The organism is Actinokineospora enzanensis DSM 44649 (assembly GCF_000374445.1).
Classification (GTDB): domain Bacteria; phylum Actinomycetota; class Actinomycetes; order Mycobacteriales; family Pseudonocardiaceae; genus Actinokineospora; species Actinokineospora enzanensis.
This window is the reverse complement of record NZ_KB894412.1, coordinates 124,704-143,793: the sequence shown is the minus strand read 5'-3', so window position 1 is coordinate 143,793 and position 19,090 is coordinate 124,704. Positions and strand designations below refer to the sequence as shown.

The following is a 19,090-nucleotide window of genomic DNA, read 5'->3' as shown; positions in this document are numbered from 1 at the left end:
ATGACCACGTCCAAGTCCCCTCGGCAGAGCCGCTTCGACGCGTTGCCCGAGCACCTGCGCGCCCAGTTGGCCCGCAGGCTCGCGGGCAAGGCAGGCGCCCCCGCCGTCCCCGACGCCATCCCCACCGCGCCGCGCGACGGCCACCTGCCGCTGTCGTCCGCGCAGCAGCGCCTGTGGTTCCTCAGCGAGTTCAACCCCGGCGGCAACGACTACAACTCCGGCACCGCGCTGCGGTTCACCGGCTCGCTCGACGTGCCCGCGCTGGTGGCGGGCGTGCGGGCGTTGGCGGCGCGACACGAGTCGCTGCGTACCACGTTCGCCGAGGTGGACGGTCGGCCGGTGCAGGTAGTGCACCCCGACCTCGATCTCGAAGTGCCGGTGCGCGACTGCGCCGCCGACGCGTTGGATGAGACGCTGCGCGAGGAGTTCGCCAGGCCGTTCGACCTGCGCAACGGACCGCTGTTGCGTGCGCTGGTGTTGCGGCTGGGCGAGAACGAGCACGTGCTGCTGCTCACCTCGCACCACATCGCCGTGGACGGGTGGTCCCTGGGCGTCCTCACCGAGGAGCTTGCCACCCTCTACATCGGACAGACCCTGCCCGCGCCCGAACTGCACTACGCCGACTTCGCCGTCTGGCAGCAGGACCGGCTCACCGGCCCGGCGATGGAGAGCCACCTCGTCTACTGGCGGGACGGCCTCGCCGGGTCGAGCGCGCTCGACCTGCCCACCGACCGCGCGCGCCCGCCGGTGCGGACCCCGGCGGGCGCGGCGCACCACCTGACCGTGCCCGCCGAGCTGACCGCCCGGCTCACGGAACTGGCTCGCGCGAACGACACCACCCTGTTCACCGCGCTCATGGCCGCCTGCCAGCTGCTCGCCGCCCGCTACAGCGGTCAGGACGACATCGCGCTCGGCACGGTCACCGCCGGGCGCGGGCGCGCGGAACTCAACCGCGTGGTCGGCTTCTTCGTGAACACCGTGGTACTGCGATCCACTGTGGACATGAAGGCCACGTTCGCGGAGTTCCTGCGCGCGGTCAACGGGTCGGCGCTGGACGCGTTCAGCCACGACGAGGTGCCGTTCGACCGGCTGGTGGAAGCCGTCGGCGCCCCCCGTGACCCGAGCCGCAACCCGCTGTTCGACGTGCTCGTGCTGCTGCAGAACGCCTCCCGGGGCCTGCCGGAGTTCCCCGGGCTGGCGGTCGAGGAGGTGGACCTGCGGCGCTGGGCGGCGAACTTCGACCTCAGCGTGGAGTTCACCGAGCGGGCCGACCACCTGGACTGCGTGCTGGAGTACAGCACGGACCTGTTCGACGCGACGACCATCGAGCGGTTCGCCGGACACCTGCTGGTGCTGCTGGACGCGGTGACCGCCGCGCCCGAGCGGCCGATGGCGGAGCTGCCGTGGTTGACGGGGCCGGAACTCGACGCCGTCATCAAGGGCTGGAACGACACCGCGCTGCCGGTCGAGCCCACGACGTTCCCGGCCGTGTTCGAGGCACAGACCCGGCTGACCCCGGACGCCACCGCGCTGGTCTTCTCCGGCGAGCGCCTGACCTATGCCGAGCTGAACGCGCGCGCGAACCGCGCCGCCCACCAGCTCATCGCCGCCGGTGCCGGTCCGGAGCGCGTGGTGGCGGTGTCGCTGCCGCGCTCCGTGGACGCGGTCGTCACGCAGCTGGCCGTGCTCAAGGCGGGCGCGGTGTACCTGCCGGTCGACCCGGCCCAACCCGCCGAGCGGCGCGCGCACCTGGTCGAGGACTCGGGCGCGGTGCTGACGGTAGAGAAGCCGTTGGCGGACCAGGGTTCGGACGAGAACCCGGAGGTCGGGCTCCGGCCGGACCACACCGCGTACGTGATCTACACCTCCGGGTCGACCGGCAGGCCCAAGGGCGTCGCGGTCGAGCACCGGGCCCTGGTGAACCTCCTGCACAACCACCGCGCCGACTTCGCGGGCGGCGACCGGTTGCGGGTCGCGCTGTCGGCCGTGTTCTCCTTCGACACCTCGTGGGAGGGGCCCGTCCTGATGGCGGGCGGGCACGAGCTGCACCTGCTCGGCGACGACATCCGCCTCGACCCGGACGCCCTGGTCGACTACGTGGTCGGTGAGCGGATCGACTTCCTCGACCTCACGCCGTCCTACCTGCGCAAGCTCCTGCCCGCCGGGCTGCTGTCCAGCCCCGACCACCGCCCGGCCTTGCTGATGCTCGGCGGCGAGGCGCTGGGCGAGGACCTCTGGCGTGAGCTGGGCGAGCTGCCCGACACGGCCGTGCACAACTTCTACGGCCCCACCGAGACCACCGTCGACGCACTGTCCACTGTGGTCACCGGGGACAAGCCGACGATCGGCCGTCCGCTGCGCAACCTCGCCGCCTACATCCTCGACGCCGACCTGCGCCCGCTGCCCGTCGGCGTTCCCGGCGAGCTGTACATCGCGGGCGCCCAGCTCGCGCGTGGCTACCTCAACCGGCCCGGCCTGACCGCCGACCAGTTCGTGCCCGACCCGTTCGGCGAGCCGGGCAGCCGCATGTACCGGACGGGCGACCTGGCCCGGTGGACGGCCGACGGCACCGTGGAGTACCTGGGCCGCACCGACGACCAGGTGAAGATCCGTGGCTTCCGCATCGAGCCCGGCGAGATCGAGGCCGCCCTGCTCGCCCGGCCCGGCATCCGCGAGGCCGCCGTGGTCGCGCGCGAGGACGACGGCCACCGCAGGCTCGTCGCCTACCTCGTCGGCGACACCATCCCCGAGCCCGCCGCACTGCGCGTCGCTCTCAAGGAGACACTGCCGGACTACATGGTCCCGGCCGCGTTCGTGACGCTCGACCGGCTGCCGATGACCCGCAACGGCAAGCTGGACAAGGCCGCGCTCCCGGCACCCGAGGTGCGGGCCGAGGCGGCCGAGGAGTTCGTCGCGCCGCGCACCGAGACCGAGTCGCTGCTCGCGGGGCTGTGGGCGGAGGCGCTGGGCGCGGAGCGGGTCGGCGTGACCGACAACTTCTTCGCGCTCGGCGGCGACTCGATCCTCAGCATCCAGATCGTGTCCCGGGCCCGGCAGGCCGGGCTCAAGGTGTCCTCGCGGGACATCTTCGTCAACCAGACCATCGCCGAGCTGGCCCTGGTCGTGTCCAGGGAGACCGCGCCGGTCGAGCGGAAGGTGCCAGCGGGGCCCGCGCCGCTGACCCCGATCCAGCGCTGGTTCTTCGACACCCACGGCGACCGCGCGCACTTCACCATGTCCGTGCTCGTCGACCTCGCCGACGACGTCGACCACGACGTGCTGGAACGGGCGCTGCGGGCCGTGGTCGACCACCACGCCGCGCTGCGCAGCCGGTTCCGGCACGACGGCGACTGGCGGCAGGAACCCGCCGAGGTCACCGTCCCGCTCGCGCGCGGCCTCGACATCGCCCGCGCCCGCGCCGGGATCGACCTGGCCGACGGGCCGCTGCTGCGGGCCGCGCTGCTCGACGACGGCCGCCTGTTCCTGACCATCCACCACCTGGTCATGGACGGCGTCTCCTGGCGCGTCCTGCTCGAAGACCTGGTCACCGCCTACACCCGGCTGCGGGACCACCAGGACGCCGACCTCCCCCCGGTCGGCACGACGTTCGCCGAATGGGCCCACCGACTGCGGGAGTTCGTCACCGCCGGTGGCCTGGACGCGGACGCCGGGTACTGGGCGGCGGTGCCCGATCCGGCGCCGCTGCCCAAGGATCGCGATGGCACTGCCACCACGGCCGCGAACGCCGTGCACAACACGGCGGGCAGTACCGCGTCGGTCACCGTGCGGCTCGATCCCGCCACGACCGACGCGGTGCTGCGCACGGTTCCCGAGCGCTACCGCACCCAGGTGAACGACGTCCTGCTCAGCGCGCTCGGCCGCGTCCTGACCCGCTGGACCGGCGTGCCCACCGCCGCCGTCACGCTGGAAGGCCACGGCCGCGAGGAGATCCTGGACGGCGTCGACCTGTCCCGGACCGTCGGCTGGTTCACCACCCAGTTCCCGGTGACGCTCGACGTTCCCGCAGGCGACTGGGGCGCGGTCCTCAAGTCCGTCAAGGAACAACTCCGCGCCGTCCCGCGCAACGGCCTCAGCTACGAGGCCCTGCGCTACCTGACCCCGGACAGCCCGCTCGCCGGGCGTGCGCTGCCCGCGATCAGCTTCAACTACCACGGCCGGTTCGAGACCGGCGACAACGAGCTCATCGGCGCCCGGCACGACGCGGGCCCCGAGATCGACCCGGCCGCGCCGCGCGACTTCGAGCTGGAGGTCATCGGCCTGGTCGAGGCCGACGAGCTGGTGCTCACCTGGGAGTACTCGACCGCGCTGCACCACGAGGCGACCGTGCGCAGGCTCGCCGACGCCATGGTCACCGCGCTCGCCGAGATCGCCCGGCACTGCACCGCCCCCGGCGCGGGCGGCCGCACCCCGTCGGACTTCCCGCTCGCCCGGCTCACCCAGGCCCAGGTGGACGCGATCGCCGGGGACGGCACGGACGTCGAGGACATCTACCCGCTGACGCCGTTGCAGTCCGGCATGGTCTTCCACAGCCTGGTCGACCCGGACAGCGGCGCCTACGTCGACCAGGTCCGGCTCGTGCTCGACGGCGTGCGTGACCCGGCCGCGCTGGTCACCGCCTTCCAGGCCGTGCTGGACCGTACGCCGGTGCTGCGCACGGCCGTGGTGTGGGCGGACGTGCCGGAGCCGGTGCAGGTCGTGCGCCGCTCGGTCCGGCTCGACGCGCTGGTCCGGGACTGGCGCGACCTCGCGCCCGCCGACCGCGACCGGGCCATGCGCAACCTGCTCGCCGAGGACCGGGCGCGGCCGTTCACCCTGGACACCGCGCCGCTGCTGCGGATCGCGGTGGTGCGGGTGACCGACGACCGGGTGGTGCTGGTGTGGTCGTCGCACCACGTGCTGCTCGACGGCTGGAGCACCGCGCAGGTGTTCGGCGAGGTCTGCGAGCGCTACAACGACCTGGTCGACGGCCGGACCTCGGCCGCGCCGGTGCGCAGGCCGTTCCGCGACTACCTGCGCTGGCTGTCCGAACAGGACAGTGTGGCCGCGGACGCGCACTGGGCCGGGGTGCTGGCCGGGTTCGCCGACCCGGTTGCCGTGCCGTGGGACCGGGCGCCCGCGCAGGCGCACCGCACCGAGTCCAGCGCGTCCGTGCGCGCCGATCTCGACCGGGCCGGGTCCGAGCGGGTGCGGGTCGCCGCGCAGCGTGCCGGGCTGACCGTGAACACCGTGGTGCAGGGCGCGTGGGCGTTGCTGCTCTCGCGGTGGGCGGGCACCCAGGACGTCGTGTTCGGGTCCACTGTGTCCGGCCGTCCCGCCGAGCTGCCGGGCGTGGAGTCGATGGTCGGCATGTTCATCAACACCGTGCCGACGCGGGTTTCGACCGACCCGGAGCGGCGCGCGGGGGAGTGGCTGCGCGAGATCCAGGCCGGGCAGAGCGAGTCCCGCCGGTTCGACTTCCTCGCCCTGCCCAGGATCCAGGCGCACAGTGACCTCGCGCCGGGCGCGCAGCTGTTCGACAGCGTGGTGGTGTTCGAGAACTACCCGTTCGAGGACGCGTCCACCGAGGACGGTCTGCGCGTCGCCGAGGTGCACGCGATCGACACCACCAACCTCCCGCTGACCCTGTCCGCGCACCTGGACGACCGGGTCCGGCTCGACCTCGGGTACGACCCCGCGCTGCTCGACGCCGAGACCGCCGCCCGGGTCGCCGGTTGGCTGCGCACGCTCGTCTCGAACCTGGTGGACGACCCGGAGCGCACGCTCGGCGCGCTGCCGTGGGTCTCGGCCGAGGACCGCGAGCGGGTCATGGTCGCGTTCAACGACACCGACCACCCGCTGCCGTTCGAACCCGTCACCGAGGTGTTCGAACGCCAGGCCCGGCGCACCCCGCACGCCACCGCGCTGGTCTTCCGCGACACCGAGCTGACCTTCGCCGAGACCGAGAAGGCCGCGAACCGGCTGGCGCACAAGCTGATCGAGGCCGGTGCCGGTCCCGATCGGACGGTCGCGCTCACCATGCCGCGTTCGGCCGAGACGGTCGTGGCGCTGTTGGCCGTGCTGAAGGCGGGCGCTGCCTTCCTGCCCGTCGACCCGACCCTGCCCGCCGAGCGGATCGACTACCTGCTCGGCGACGCCAAGCCGGTGCTCGTGCTGGACGCGATCGGCGACACGAGCGGCTACCCGGACACCGCGCCGGGCAGGCGGATCCGCGCCGATCAGGCCGCGTACGTGATCTACACGTCCGGATCGACCGGCAAGCCCAAGGGTGTCGTGATCACCCACGGCAACTTCTCCGCCCTGCACCAGGACCACCGCGTCGACATCACCGGTGTCGACCGCACCCGGTTCGCGCTCACCGCCACGTTCTCCTTCGACACCTCGCTGGAGGGCGTGCTGTTCCTGGTGGACGGGCACGAGGTGCACGTCATCGGCGAGGACCTGCGGCTGGACCCCGAGGGCCTGGTCCGCTACATCGCCGAGCGCGGCATCGAGTACGTCGACATGACCCCGACGCTGGCCACCCACCTGGTCGCGGCCGGTCTGCTGGACAGCGGCCTGCGCGTGCTCATGCTCGGCGGCGAGGCGCTGTCGGACAAGCTCTGGCGGGACGCGCAGGCGGCCGGGCTGCGGGTGGTCAACTACTACGGCCCCACCGAGACCACCATCGACGCCACGGTGTGCTTCTCCGGCGACGACGAGCGCCCGCTGATCGGCCGCCCGCTGCGCAACACCCGCGCCTACGTGCTCGACGAGAACCTCGACCCGCTGCCGCCCGGCGTCCCGGGCGAGCTGTACCTGGCGGGCGCCCAGGTGGCGCGCGGCTACCTCGACCGGCCCGGCCTGACCGCCGACCGGTTCATGGCCGACCCGTTCGGCGCGCCGGGCACCCGCATGTACCGCACGGGCGACCGGGTGCGCTGGACCGGGAACGGACTGCTGGACTACCTGGGGCGCGCCGACGACCAGGTGAAGATCCGTGGCTTCCGGATCGAACCGGGCGAGATCGCCGCCGTCATCCGGGAGCGCGCGGGCATCCGGGACGCCGCCGTCGTGCCGCACACCGACGCCACCGGCACCCGGCTCGTCGGCTACATCGTGGGCGCCTTCGACGGCGACCTGCGCGCCGACATCGCCCGCGAGCTGCCGGACTACATGGTGCCCGCCGCGATCCTCACGCTGGACCGGCTGCCGATGAACGCCAGCGGCAAGCTCGACCGCCGCGCCCTGCCCGCCCCGGACTTCGCAGGCGTGGTCACGCATGTGGAGCCGCGCACCGAGACCGAGCGCGCGGTGGCCGCCGCCTGGGCGGACGTGCTGGGCCTGCCCAGGGTCGGCGCGGAGGACAACTTCTTCGCGCTCGGCGGCGACTCGATCCTGAGCATCCAGGTCGTGTCCCGGCTGCGGGCCGCGTTCGGCACGCAGATCTCGCCGCGCGCGGTGTTCGACAACCCGACCGTGGCCGCGCTGGCCCGTGCCATCCCGGTGGAACGGACCGACGCGATCCCCGTGGTCGAGCGGCCGGGGCCGGTGCCGCAATCGTTTGCGCAGCGGCGGCTGTGGTTCCTCGACCAGTTCGAGCCGGGCGACACCGAGTACGTCAGCCCGACCGCGCTCCGGCTGTCCGGCCCGCTCGACATCGACGCGCTCACGGCCGCGCTGACCGCCCTGATCGCCCGCCACGAGTCCCTGCGCACCACCTTCGCCGAGATCGACGGCGAAGCGGTGCAGATCGTGCACGCGCCCTATCCGGCTGATCTGCAGCTTGTGGATGGTGGCGTCGAGGAAGTGCTGGCGCGGGAGAGCAACCAGCCGTTCGACCTGGTCGCAGGCCCGTTGCTGCGGTCCACTGTGGTGCGACTGGGCGCCGAGGAGCACGTGCTGGTGCTGACCCTGCACCACATCGTCACCGACGGCTGGTCCACCGCCGTGCTCACCGACGACCTGGCCTCTCTCTACCGGTCGGCGCTGTCCGGCGTGCCCGCACAGCTGCCCGAGATCCCGGTCCGCTACACCGACTTCACCCTGTGGCAGCGCGAGCAGCCCACGGACCTCGACTTCTGGAAGCACGCCCTGGCGGGCGTGGAGCCGCTGGCGCTGCCGACCGACCGGCCGCGCCCGGCGATCCGCACCACCTCGGGCGCCAAGCACGAGTTCGTGCTGCCGGAGGAGATCCTGGTCGCGCTGCGCGCGGTCGGCCGCCAGGCGGACAGCACCCTGTACGTCACGCTGCTCGCCGCCTGCCAGGCCCTGCTCGCCCGCTACAGCGGCCAGCGGGACATCACGCTCGGCACGGTCGCCTCCGGCCGGGAGCGGGCCGAGCTGGAGCGGGTGGTCGGGTTCTTCGTCAACACGGTCGCGCTGCGGTCCACCGTGGACGTCGACCTGCCGTTCACCGAGCTGCTGGCGGGGGCGCGGGCGAGCGCGCTGGAGGCGTTCGCGCACCAGGACGTGCCGTTCGAGCGGGTCGTGGACGCGGTGGCGCCGGAGCGGGACGCGGCCCGGTCGCCGCTGTTCGACGTGATGGTGCTGCTGCAGAACACCCCGGACGAGGTCCCGGTCCTGCCCGGACTGACGGTGTCCGAGGTGGACGTCCCGGTCACCACCTCCGCCTGCGACCTCACCTTCGAGTTCCAGGAGTCGGCGACCGGCCTGCGCGGCGCGGTCGAGTACAACCCCGACCTGTTCGACGCCTGCACGGTAGAGCGCATGGTGCGGCACCTGTCCGCGCTGCTCACCGCCGTCGCCGCGAACCCGGGCGTGGCTCCCGGCGACGTCGAGCTGTTCGGTGTGGACGAACGGGTCCTGCTGCTCGACCAGTGGCAGGGCAAGCGCCCGGTCGACTACACGCCGATGCCGCGCGTGTTCTCCGCGCAGGCCGCCCGCACGCCGGACGCGACCGCGCTGGTGTTCGGCGACGACCGGCGGACCTTCGCCGAGGTCGACGCCCGGTCCAACCGGCTGGCACGCAGGCTGATCGCCGAGGGTGCCGGGCCGGAGCGGCTGGTGGCGCTGAAGCTGCCGCGCTCGGCCGACATGGTGGTGGCGATCCTCGCGGTGATGAAGTCCGGCGCCGCCTACCTGCCGATCGACCCGACCATGCCCGCCGAGCGGGTCGAGTTCCTGCTGGCGGACACCAGGCCGACCGTGGTGGTCTCGGAGATCCCGGACCTGACCGCGTTCGCCGACACCGACCCTGGCGTGCGGATCCACCCCCGGTCGCGCGTCTACGTCATCCACACCTCGGGCTCGACCGGCGTGCCCAAGGGCGTCATGGTAGAGCACGGCAACCTGTCCGCGCTGTTCACCCACCACGTCGCCGGGGTCGCCGCGCCGCGCGAGACGCCGCTGCGGTTCGGGCAGACGGCGGTGTTCTCCTTCGACACCGCCATCGAGGGCCTGCTGTTCATGGCCGCCGGGCACGAGTGGCACGTGATCGACGACGACACCCGGCTCGACCCGCACGCCTTCGTCGAGCACGCGCGTGGCCTGCTCGACGTGCTCGACCTGACCCCCGCGCACGCCCGCAGGCTCATCGCGGCCGGGCTGCTCGACGCCGGGGTCCGCGAGGTCATGCTGGGCGGCGAGGCGGTCGACGCGGCGCTGTGGTCCCAGCTGGCCGCGACCACCCGCAGCACGCTCGCGGCCGGGTCGCCGCCCGGGGCCTCGCGCGGGCACAACGTCTACGGGCCCACCGAGACCACTGTGGACGCCACCGAGACCATGATCACCAGCGACCGGGTGACCATCGGCCGTCCACTGTCCACGATCCGCGCCTACGTGCTCGACGAGCACTACCGGATGCTGCCGGTCGGGGTTCCCGGCGAGCTGCACCTGGCGGGGCCGCAGGTCACGCGCGGCTACCTGGGTCGGCCGGGGCTGACCGCCGACCGGTTCGTGGCGGACCCGTTCGGGGCGCCGGGGACCCGGATGTACCGGACCGGCGACCGGGTGCGGTGGACGCCCGATGGCACGCTGGAGTACCTGGGCCGCGCCGACGACCAGGTGAAGATCCGTGGGCACCGGATCGAGCCGGGCGAGGTCCAGGCTGCCCTGCGCAACCACCCCGATGTGCGGGACGCCGCCGTCATCGCCCGCCCGCACGGCGGTCACCTGCGGCTCGTCGGTTATGTCGTTGGTAGTGACCACGACTATGCGGCGTTCCTGCGGCAGTCGCTGCCGGAGTACATGGTGCCGTCGGCGTTCGTGCTGATGGACCGGCTGCCGATCACGCACAACGGCAAGCTCGACCACCGGGCCCTGCCCGAGCCGGTCGTGCGGACGACCGGACACGTGCCGCCCCGGCCGGGGGTGGAGTCCGAGTTGGCCGCCATCTGGGCGGACGTGCTGGGTGTCGGGACCGTGGGCGCGGAGGACAACTTCTTCGCGCTCGGCGGCGACTCGATCCTGAGCATGCAGGTCGTGTCCCGGGCGCGGCAGGCCGGGCTGGCGGTGACGTCCAAGGACATCTTCGTCCGGCAGACCGTCGCCGCGCTGGCCACCGCCGTCACCCGGTCGACCACGGCCGAGGACACACCGGTGATCACCGGGCCCGCTCCGCTCACGCCGATCCAGCACTGGTTCTTCGCCACGCACACGTCCGAGCAGCGCGACCACTTCGTCATGGCGATGACCTTCGAGCTGGCGTCCGATGTGGACCACGACCGGCTGCGCACCGCCGTGCGCCGGGTCGTGTCGCACCACGCCGGTCTGCGGACTCGGTTCACCGAGACCCAGACCGGTTGGGTGCAGGAGCCGGTAAAGCTTCCTGCGCTGGATGAGCGGCTCGATGTCACGGCCGGGCATGTGTTCCGGATGACGCTCGACGGCACCCGGCTGCACCTGGCGGCGCACCACCTGGTCATCGACGCGGTGTCCTGGCGGATCGTGCTCGCCGACCTGGAACGCGCCTACCAGGGCCACTTCCTCACCCCGGCCATCCCGTTCGGACACTGGGCACACCGGTTCACCGACTTCACCCTGTCCGGCGGCTTCGACGCCGACCTCGCGCACTGGCAGTCGATCCCGGCGGCGGCCACGCTCCCGGTCGACGGCGACGGCGACCGGCACCAGGCGACCTCGTTCAGCGTCAGCCTGGACCGGGAGACGACCGACGCGCTGTTGCACCAGGTTCCGGACGTGTACCGGACGCAGGTCAACGACGTGCTGTTGGCCGCCCTCGCGAAGGCGCTGACCGACTGGACCGGCGGGCCGCACGCGCTGATCACGCTGGAGGGCCACGGTCGCGAAGAGGTGATCGACGGCCTCGACATCACGGGCACGGTCGGCTGGTTCACCAGCCAGTTCCCCGTTGCGCTGCCGGTCGCCCAGGACTGGTCGGGCACGCTCAAGGGCGTCAAGGAAGCCCTGCGCGCCATCCCGCACCGGGGCGTGAGCTTCGAGGCCCTGCGCTACATCCGCCGCACGCTGGACAGCTCGCCCGAACCGGAGGTGGCATTCAACTACCTGGGGCGTTGGGACAGCGCGGACGCCGAGGACGGGCTGTTCCGGGAGCAGGTGGCCGATCCGGAACGGCAGGGACCGACGATGCCGCGCAGCCACCTGCTCGACATCAACGCCGCCGTCTCCGACGGCACGCTCAACGTCGACTGGGAGTACGCGCCGGGCGTGCACGCCGAGCAGACCGTGCGGGCGCTCGCGGACCGGATGCTGACCGCGCTGCGCGAGATCGTCGCCCACTGCGCCGAGCCGGGCACCGGCGGCCGCACGCCGTCGGACTTCCCGCTCACCCGGCTCACCCAGTCCCAGGTGGACACCTTGGTCGGGGATGGCCGGGATGTCACGGACATCTACCCGCTCACTCCGTTGCAGGCGGGCATGCTGTTCCACGGCCTGCTCGACGGCGACGCCTATGTGAACCGCACCCGGGTTCGGCTGCACGGCGTCCACGACGTGCGGCGGCTCGCCCAGGCCTGGCAGGAGGTCGTCGACCACACGCCGGTGCTGCGCACGCTGATCGTGTGGCAGGGCGTGCCGGAGCCGGTCCAGGTCGTCCACCGGAACCTGCCCGCCACCATCGAACACCGGCCGGTCACGCCCGAGGACGAGACGGCGGGCCTGGACCTGGCCGCGGGCTCGCTCACCCGGGTGATCCTGCACGAGGTCGAGCCCGGCATCGTCGACCTGCTCTGGACCGCCCACCACCTGCTGCTCGACGGCTGGAGCACCCCGCAGGTCTTCTCCGACGTCCTCGCCCGTTACGCCGGTGCGCAGCTCCCGTCCCGCAGGCCGTTCGCGGACTACCTACGCTGGCTGTCCGAACAGGACTCCGCCGCCGCCGAACGCTACTGGCGGGGCGTCCTGTCCGGACTGGACGGTCGCACGCCGCTGCCGTTCGACCGGCCGCCGCTGGACACCCACCGGACCGAGTCGTCCGCGCACATCGGCTTCAGCCTGCCCGCCCGGGACGTCGGCCCGCACGGCATCACCATGAACACGATCGTGCAGGGTGCCTGGGCGCTTTTGCTGGCCCGGCACGCAGGCGAGGACGAGGTCGTGTTCGGCTCGACCGTGTCCGGCAGGCCTGCCGACCTGCCGGGGGTCGAGGACATGATCGGCATGTTCATCAACACGATCCCGACCCGGATCGCGGTCGACCGGGACGGCAGCGCGCTGCCCTGGCTGCGCGGCCTGCAGTCCGCGCAGGCCGACTCGCGGCGGTTCGACTTCGTGTCGCTGGCCCAGGCGCAGACCTGGAGCGGGGTGCCGACGCTGTTCGACAGCCTGGTCGCGTTCGAGAACTTCCCGGACGGCGCCGACACCGACGGCGCGCCCGAGGTGGAGGCCGTGGACGGCGAGGAGTCCACCACGCTACCGCTCAGCGTCACCGCTCACCTGGACGGCGAACGGTTGCGGGTGGAGCTCGGCTACGACCCCGCGCTGTTCGACCCCGAGACGGCGCAAACGCTTGCGAACCGGTTGAGCGCCCTCATCGACGCGCTCGCCACCGACCCGACCCGGTCCCTGGACGACCTGCCGTGGCTGACCGAGTCCGAGCGGGCGCGGGTGCGGACCGAGTGGAACGCCACCGACGCGCCGGTGCGGCCGGTAGTGTTCGGCGATCTGCTCTCGTCCACTTCGGACGCGCCGGCCCTGGAACAGGGCGACGTCGTGCTGAGCTTCGCCGAGTTGGACGCGGCGGCCAACCGGCTGGCGCACCTGCTCATCGAGCGCGGCGCCCGCCCGGAGAAGATCGTCGCCCTGCGCCTGCCCAGGTCGCTCGACCTGGTGGTCACGCAGCTCGCGGTGCTCAAGACCGGCGCGGCCTACCTGCCGGTCGACCCGAACTACCCGGCCGACCGCATCGCGTTCATGCTCGACGACGCCCGCCCGGTGCTCACCATCGACGCGCCGCTGGACGCCTCCGGCCACCCGGACACGGCGCCGTCGGTGAACATCCCGGTGGACGCGCCCGCGTATGTGATCTACACGTCCGGGTCGACGGGCGTGCCGAAGGGCGTCGTGGTCACCCACCGTGGCCTGGCGAACTTCTCGGCGGCCGAGGTCGAGCGGTTCGAGGTGGCGCCGGGGGACCGGGTGCTGGCGTTCTCCTCGCCCAGCTTCGACGCGTCCGTGCTGGAGCTGTGCATGTCCCTGCCCGCCGGGGCCACGCTGGTGGTCCCGCCCGCCGGGCCGCTGGTGGGCGAGCCGCTCGGGGCGGCGCTGCGGGACCTGCGGATCACGCACACGCTGATCCCGCCGGTCGCGCTGGCGACCGTGCCGGAGATCGACCTGCCGTCGCTGAAGACGCTGGTCGTCGGCGGTGACGCGTGCTCGGCGGACCTGGTGCGCCGGTGGGCGCCGAGGGTGCGGCTGGTCAACGCGTACGGGCCGACCGAGGGCACGGTCGCGGTGACCTGGACCGAGCCCCTGGTGGCCGGTTCCGGCGCGCCGACGATCGGACGCCCGCTGCCCAACACGCGGGTCTACGTGCTGGACGAGGCGATGCGGCCGGTGCCGCCCGGTGTTCCGGGTGAGCTGTTCATCGCCGGTGTCGGGCTGGCGCGCGGGTACCTGCGTCGGCCGGGCTTGACCGCGCAGCGGTTCATCGCGAACCCGTTCGAGCCTGGTCGGATGTATCGGACCGGGGATGTCGTGCGCTGGACGCGGGACGGGCAGCTCGCGTTCGTGGGCCGGGCCGACGACCAGGTGAAGGTGCGTGGGTTCCGGATCGAGCTCGGCGAGGTCGAGTCGGTCATCGGCGCGCAGTACGGGGTCCGCGCGGTCGCCGTCGTGGTGCGCGAGGACGAGCCGGGAGTGAAGCGGCTGGTCGCCTACGTGGTCGGCGAGACCTCCGGGCTGCGGGAGTCGCTGGCGGCCGCGCTGCCGGACTACATGGTGCCGTCGGCGTTCGTGTCGCTGGACGCGTTGCCGCTGACCGCCAACGGCAAGCTGGACCGGCGGGCGCTGCCGGTGCCCGAGCAGTCCGAGGACCCGGGTTATGTCGCGCCGCGCACGGACGCCGAGCGGGCGGTGTGCGAGGCGTGGGGTTCGGTGCTGGGCATCGAGCGGGTCGGGGTCGCGGACAACTTCTTCGCGCTCGGCGGCGACTCGATCCTGAGCATCCGGGTCGTGGCGCGGCTGCGGGAGATCCTCGGGACCGACATCTCGCCCCGGCTGCTGTTCGACAACCCCACCGTCGCGTCGCTGGCCGCCGCGCTCGGCGGGGCCCGGGTGGCGGAGATGATCCCGGTGCTGGGCGACGACGCGGACTCGCCGTTGTCGTTCGCGCAGCAGCGGCTGTGGTTCCTGCAGGAGTTCGAGCCGGGCAGCACGGAGTACGTGACGCCGCTGGCGATCCGGCTGCGCGGGCCGCTCGACCTGGGTGCGTTGACCGTCGCGATGACGGCGCTGGTCGCGCGGCACGAGTCGCTGCGCACGACCTTCCACGGGGTCGACGGTCAGGGCAGGCAGACCGTGCACCCGATGACCAGCACAGCCGAGGTGGCCGTGCCGGTCGTGGACGTCTCCGAGGAGGCCCTGCCCGGCGCGCTGGACCGGGCGGCGACACAGTCGTTCGACCTGGCCGCCGGTCCGCTGCTGCGGCCTACGGTGTTCCGGGTCGGCGCCGAGGATCACGTGCTGGCGCTGGTCATGCACCACATCGTGACGGACGGCTGGTCGGCCGGTGTGCTGATGGCCGATCTCGCCGAGCTGTACCGGGCCGAGCTGGACGGGTCCGAGCCAGAGCTGCCCGAGCTGCCGATCCGGTACCGGGACTTCGCCGCGTGGCAGCGGTCGCGCGGGGAAGTGCTGGCCGCGCAGCTTGAGCACTGGCGGACGGTGCTGGCGGGCGTGCCCGCGCTGGAGCTGCCGACCGACCGACCGCGTCCGGCCGTGCACACGACCACGGGCGCGCAGCTGCCGTTCACGGTGTCGGCCGAGGTCGCCACGCGGTTGCGGACCTTGGCGCGGGAGCACGACGCGACGCTGTTCATGGCGTTGGTGGCGGCGTGCCAGGCGTTGTTCCACCGGTTCTCCGGGCAGGACGACATCGCCGTGGGCACGGTCGCGGCCGGTCGTGACCATCCGCAGCTGCACGACCTGGTCGGGTTCTTCGTGAACACACTGGTGTTGCGGTCGTCCCTGGACTCGCGGGAGCCGTTCGCGGAGTTCCTGCGGCGGGTGCGCGGGACGGTGCTGGACGCGTTCGCGCACCAGGACGTGCCGTTCGAGCGCGTGGTGGACGCGGTCGCGCCGGAACGGGACACCAGCCGGACGCCGCTGTTCCAGGCCATGGTGGTGTTGCAGAACGCGGTCGGCCGGGCAGGCGGGCTGGCCGGGCTGGACGCCGAGGACGTGGCGTTCCCGGCGGTCACCGCAGCGTTCGATGTGACCGTGGAGTTCCACGAGGTCGAGGACGGCGGGCTGTACGCGACGCTGGACTACAACACCGACCTGTTCGACGCCGACACCGCCGCCCGGCTCGTGGCCGGGCTGGACGCGCTGCTCACCGCCGTGGCGGCCGCGCCAAGGACGACCGTCGGCGCACTGCCGGTGACCACACAGGCCGACCGGGCGAAGGTGCTGGTCGACTGGAACGACACCGAGCTGTCCACTCCGAAGTGGACACTCCCGAGCCTGCTGCGCGCCCAGGCCGCGCACACGCCGGACGCGCCCGCGATCATCACCGGCGGTGACGAGATCACCTACGCGGAGCTGGACGCGCGCACCGACCGGGTGGCGCGGGCCCTGGCCGCCCGGGGCGCCGGGCCGGAGACGGTGGTGGCCGTCAAGCTGGGCCGGTCGGCCGAGCTGATCATCGCCGAGCTGGCGGTGACCAAGGCGGGCGCCGCCTTCCTGCCGGTCGACCCGGCCTACCCGGCCGACCGGATCGATTACATGCTCGACGACGCCCGGCCGGTGCTGGTGCTCGACGACCCGGCACTGCCCGAGGCCGAGTCCGGGACGCTGACGCCGCCGACCCTGGCCAACCCGGCGTACGTGATCTACACGTCCGGCTCGACGGGGCGGCCCAAGGGGACCGTGATCACCCACACCGGTATCGCCTGCTTCGCGGCGGCCGAGGTGGCGCGGTTCGACGTGCGGCCCGGCGACCGGGTGCTGGCCTTCTCCTCGCCCAGCTTCGACGCGTCGATCCTGGAGCTGTGCATGGCCCTGGGCGCGGGCGCCGCGATCGTGGTGCCGCCGCCGGGGCCGCTGCTGGGCGACCAGCTCGCGGAAGTGCTTGCCGGACAACGGATCTCGCACACACTCATCCCGCCGGTGGCGCTGGCGACCGTGCCCACCGTGGACCTGCCCGACCTGCGCACGCTGATCGTGGGCGGCGACGCCTGCTCGGCCGAGCTGGTGTCCCGGTGGGCACCGGGCCGTCGGATGATCAACGCCTACGGCCCGACCGAGTCGACCGTGGTGGCCACCTGGAGTGATCCACTGGTGCCGGGCGGGGTGCCGCCGATCGGTCGGCCGATCAGCAACACGCGGGCGTACGTGCTGGACGCGAACCTGGAGCCGGTGCCGGTCGGGGTTCCCGGCGAGCTGTACGTGTCCGGTGTCGGGTTGGCGCGGGGATACCTGCGTCGGCCTGGGTTGACCGCGCAGCGGTTCATCGCGAACCCGTTCGAGCCTGGTCGGATGTATCGCACCGGGGACGTCGTCCGGTGGACCCGGGACGGGCAGTTGGCGTTCGTGGGTCGGGCGGATGACCAGGTGAAGGTGCGTGGCTTCCGGATCGAGCTCGGCGAGGTCGAGGCCGCCCTGCGCGCCCACCCGGCCGTGGTGGACGCGGCCGCCGCCGTGCACACCGACCCGGCCGGGCACAAGCGGCTCGTCGGCTATGTCGCGGGCACGGGCCTGCCGGACAGCGCGGCCCTGCGCGAGTTCCTCACCGAGACCCAGCCCGACCACCTGGTGCCGACCGCGTTCGTGCTGCTGGACCGGCTGCCGGTGTCGCCGAACGGGAAGGTGGACCGGCGCTCGCTGCCCGCCCCGGACCTGACCACCAGCACCGTCGCCTATGTGCCGCCGACCACCCCGGTGGAGGAGGCACTGGTCAAGGTGTGGGCGGACGTGCTGGGTGTCGAGCGGGTCGGCCTGGCGGACAACTTCTTCGCCCTGGGCGGCGACTCGATCCTGAGCATCCAGGTCGCGGCGCGGGCCAGGCAGGCGGGGTTGAAGCTGGCCACCAAGGAGCTGTTCCTGCACCAGACGATCGCCGAGCTGGCCCCGGTGGTCACGTTCGTGGACACGGCCGCCGACCGCGCGCCGGTGACCGGCCCGGTGCCGCTGACCCCGATCCAACGCTGGTTCCTGGACGGTTCCCGGGTCGGCTACCACCACTTCAACCAGGCCCACTACGCCGAGTTGACGATGGTCCCGGACGAGTCCGCGCTCCGCACGGCCCTCGCCGCCCTCCTCGCCCACCACGACGGCCTGCGGCTGCGGTTCGCCCGCGAGGACGACGGTTGGCGCCAGTGGAACGCGCCGGTGACCGACGAGCCCGTGCTCCAGGTGTGCGACCTGTCCACTGTGGATGAGGCGGTGATCGAGCAGATCGCCGACACCACCCACGCGGGCTTCGACCTGTCCACCGGCCCGCTCCTGCGCGCCGTCCTCTTCCGCTTCACCGACGGCTCGACCCCCCGCCTGCTGCTGGTCGCCCACCACCTGGTGATCGACGGCGTCTCCTGGCGCATCCTGCTTGACGACCTGGACACCGCCTACCACCAGGCATCCCGGGGCGAACCGGTCGACCTGGGCGCCAAGACCACGTCCTTCCAGGACTGGTCCCGCCGCCTGGCCGAGCATGTGTCCACCGGCGGCCTGGACCACGAACTGGACTACTGGTCCACCCCGGCCGACGGCACCATCCCGGTCGACTCCGCCACGGACATCCCCGGCACCCCCGTGGCCGCCGTCTCGATCGAGCTGTCCACCTCGGACACCGATGCCCTCCTGCGCGGCGCCCCCACGGCCTACCGGACCCGGATCAACGACGTGCTGCTCGCGGCCCTCGCCCGCTCCCTGTCCACCTGGACCGGCCGACCGAGTGTCGCCGTACACCTGGAAGGCCACGGTCGAGAGGACATCCTGGACGACGTCGACCTGTCCCGCACGATCGGCTGGTTCACCACCATGTTCCCGATAGCCCTCACCGTCCCCGACGGCGAATGGCGAACCGTGGTGCGCGACGTGCGCAAGCAGTTGCGTTCCCTACCCGCCAACGGCTTCGGCTACAGCGCCCTTCGCTACCTGGGCACGCTGGCGGAGGCGGGCCCGGCCCCCGAGATCTCGTTCAACTACCTGGGCCAGTTCGACTCCCGCGCCACCGACGAGTCCACCGGCCTGTTCGGCACCACCCTCGGCGCGGTGGGCCAGGACCACCACACCGACGACCGCACCGGCCACCTGGTGGACATCGTGGGGGAGGCGACCGACGGCAAACTCGCCTTCGCCTTCTACTACCACCCCGACCGCCACAACGCCACCACCATCCAAACCCTGGCCGACTCCTTCGCCACCGCCCTCCAGTCCATCGCCGCCGACTGCGGCGGCCGCCGATGAACACCGGTGCCGATCGGCTGTCCGAACA

The 19,090-nt window shown here is 72.7% G+C and carries 1 protein-coding gene; it reads left to right on the top strand.

The genetic code is table 11. From position 1 onward, the window contains the following. A complete protein-coding gene (locus C503_RS0114640) occupies positions 1–19,062 on the top strand; it encodes a non-ribosomal peptide synthase/polyketide synthase (protein WP_018682964.1) in 19,062 nt (6,353 codons plus the stop codon). The last annotated feature ends 28 nt before the right edge of the window (positions 19,063–19,090 follow it).

Coding starts and splice junctions, on each gene's coding strand:
- C503_RS0114640 (WP_018682964.1), top strand. CDS start 1: ATGACCACGTCCAAGTCCCCTCGGCAGAGCCGCTTCGACGCGTTGCCC.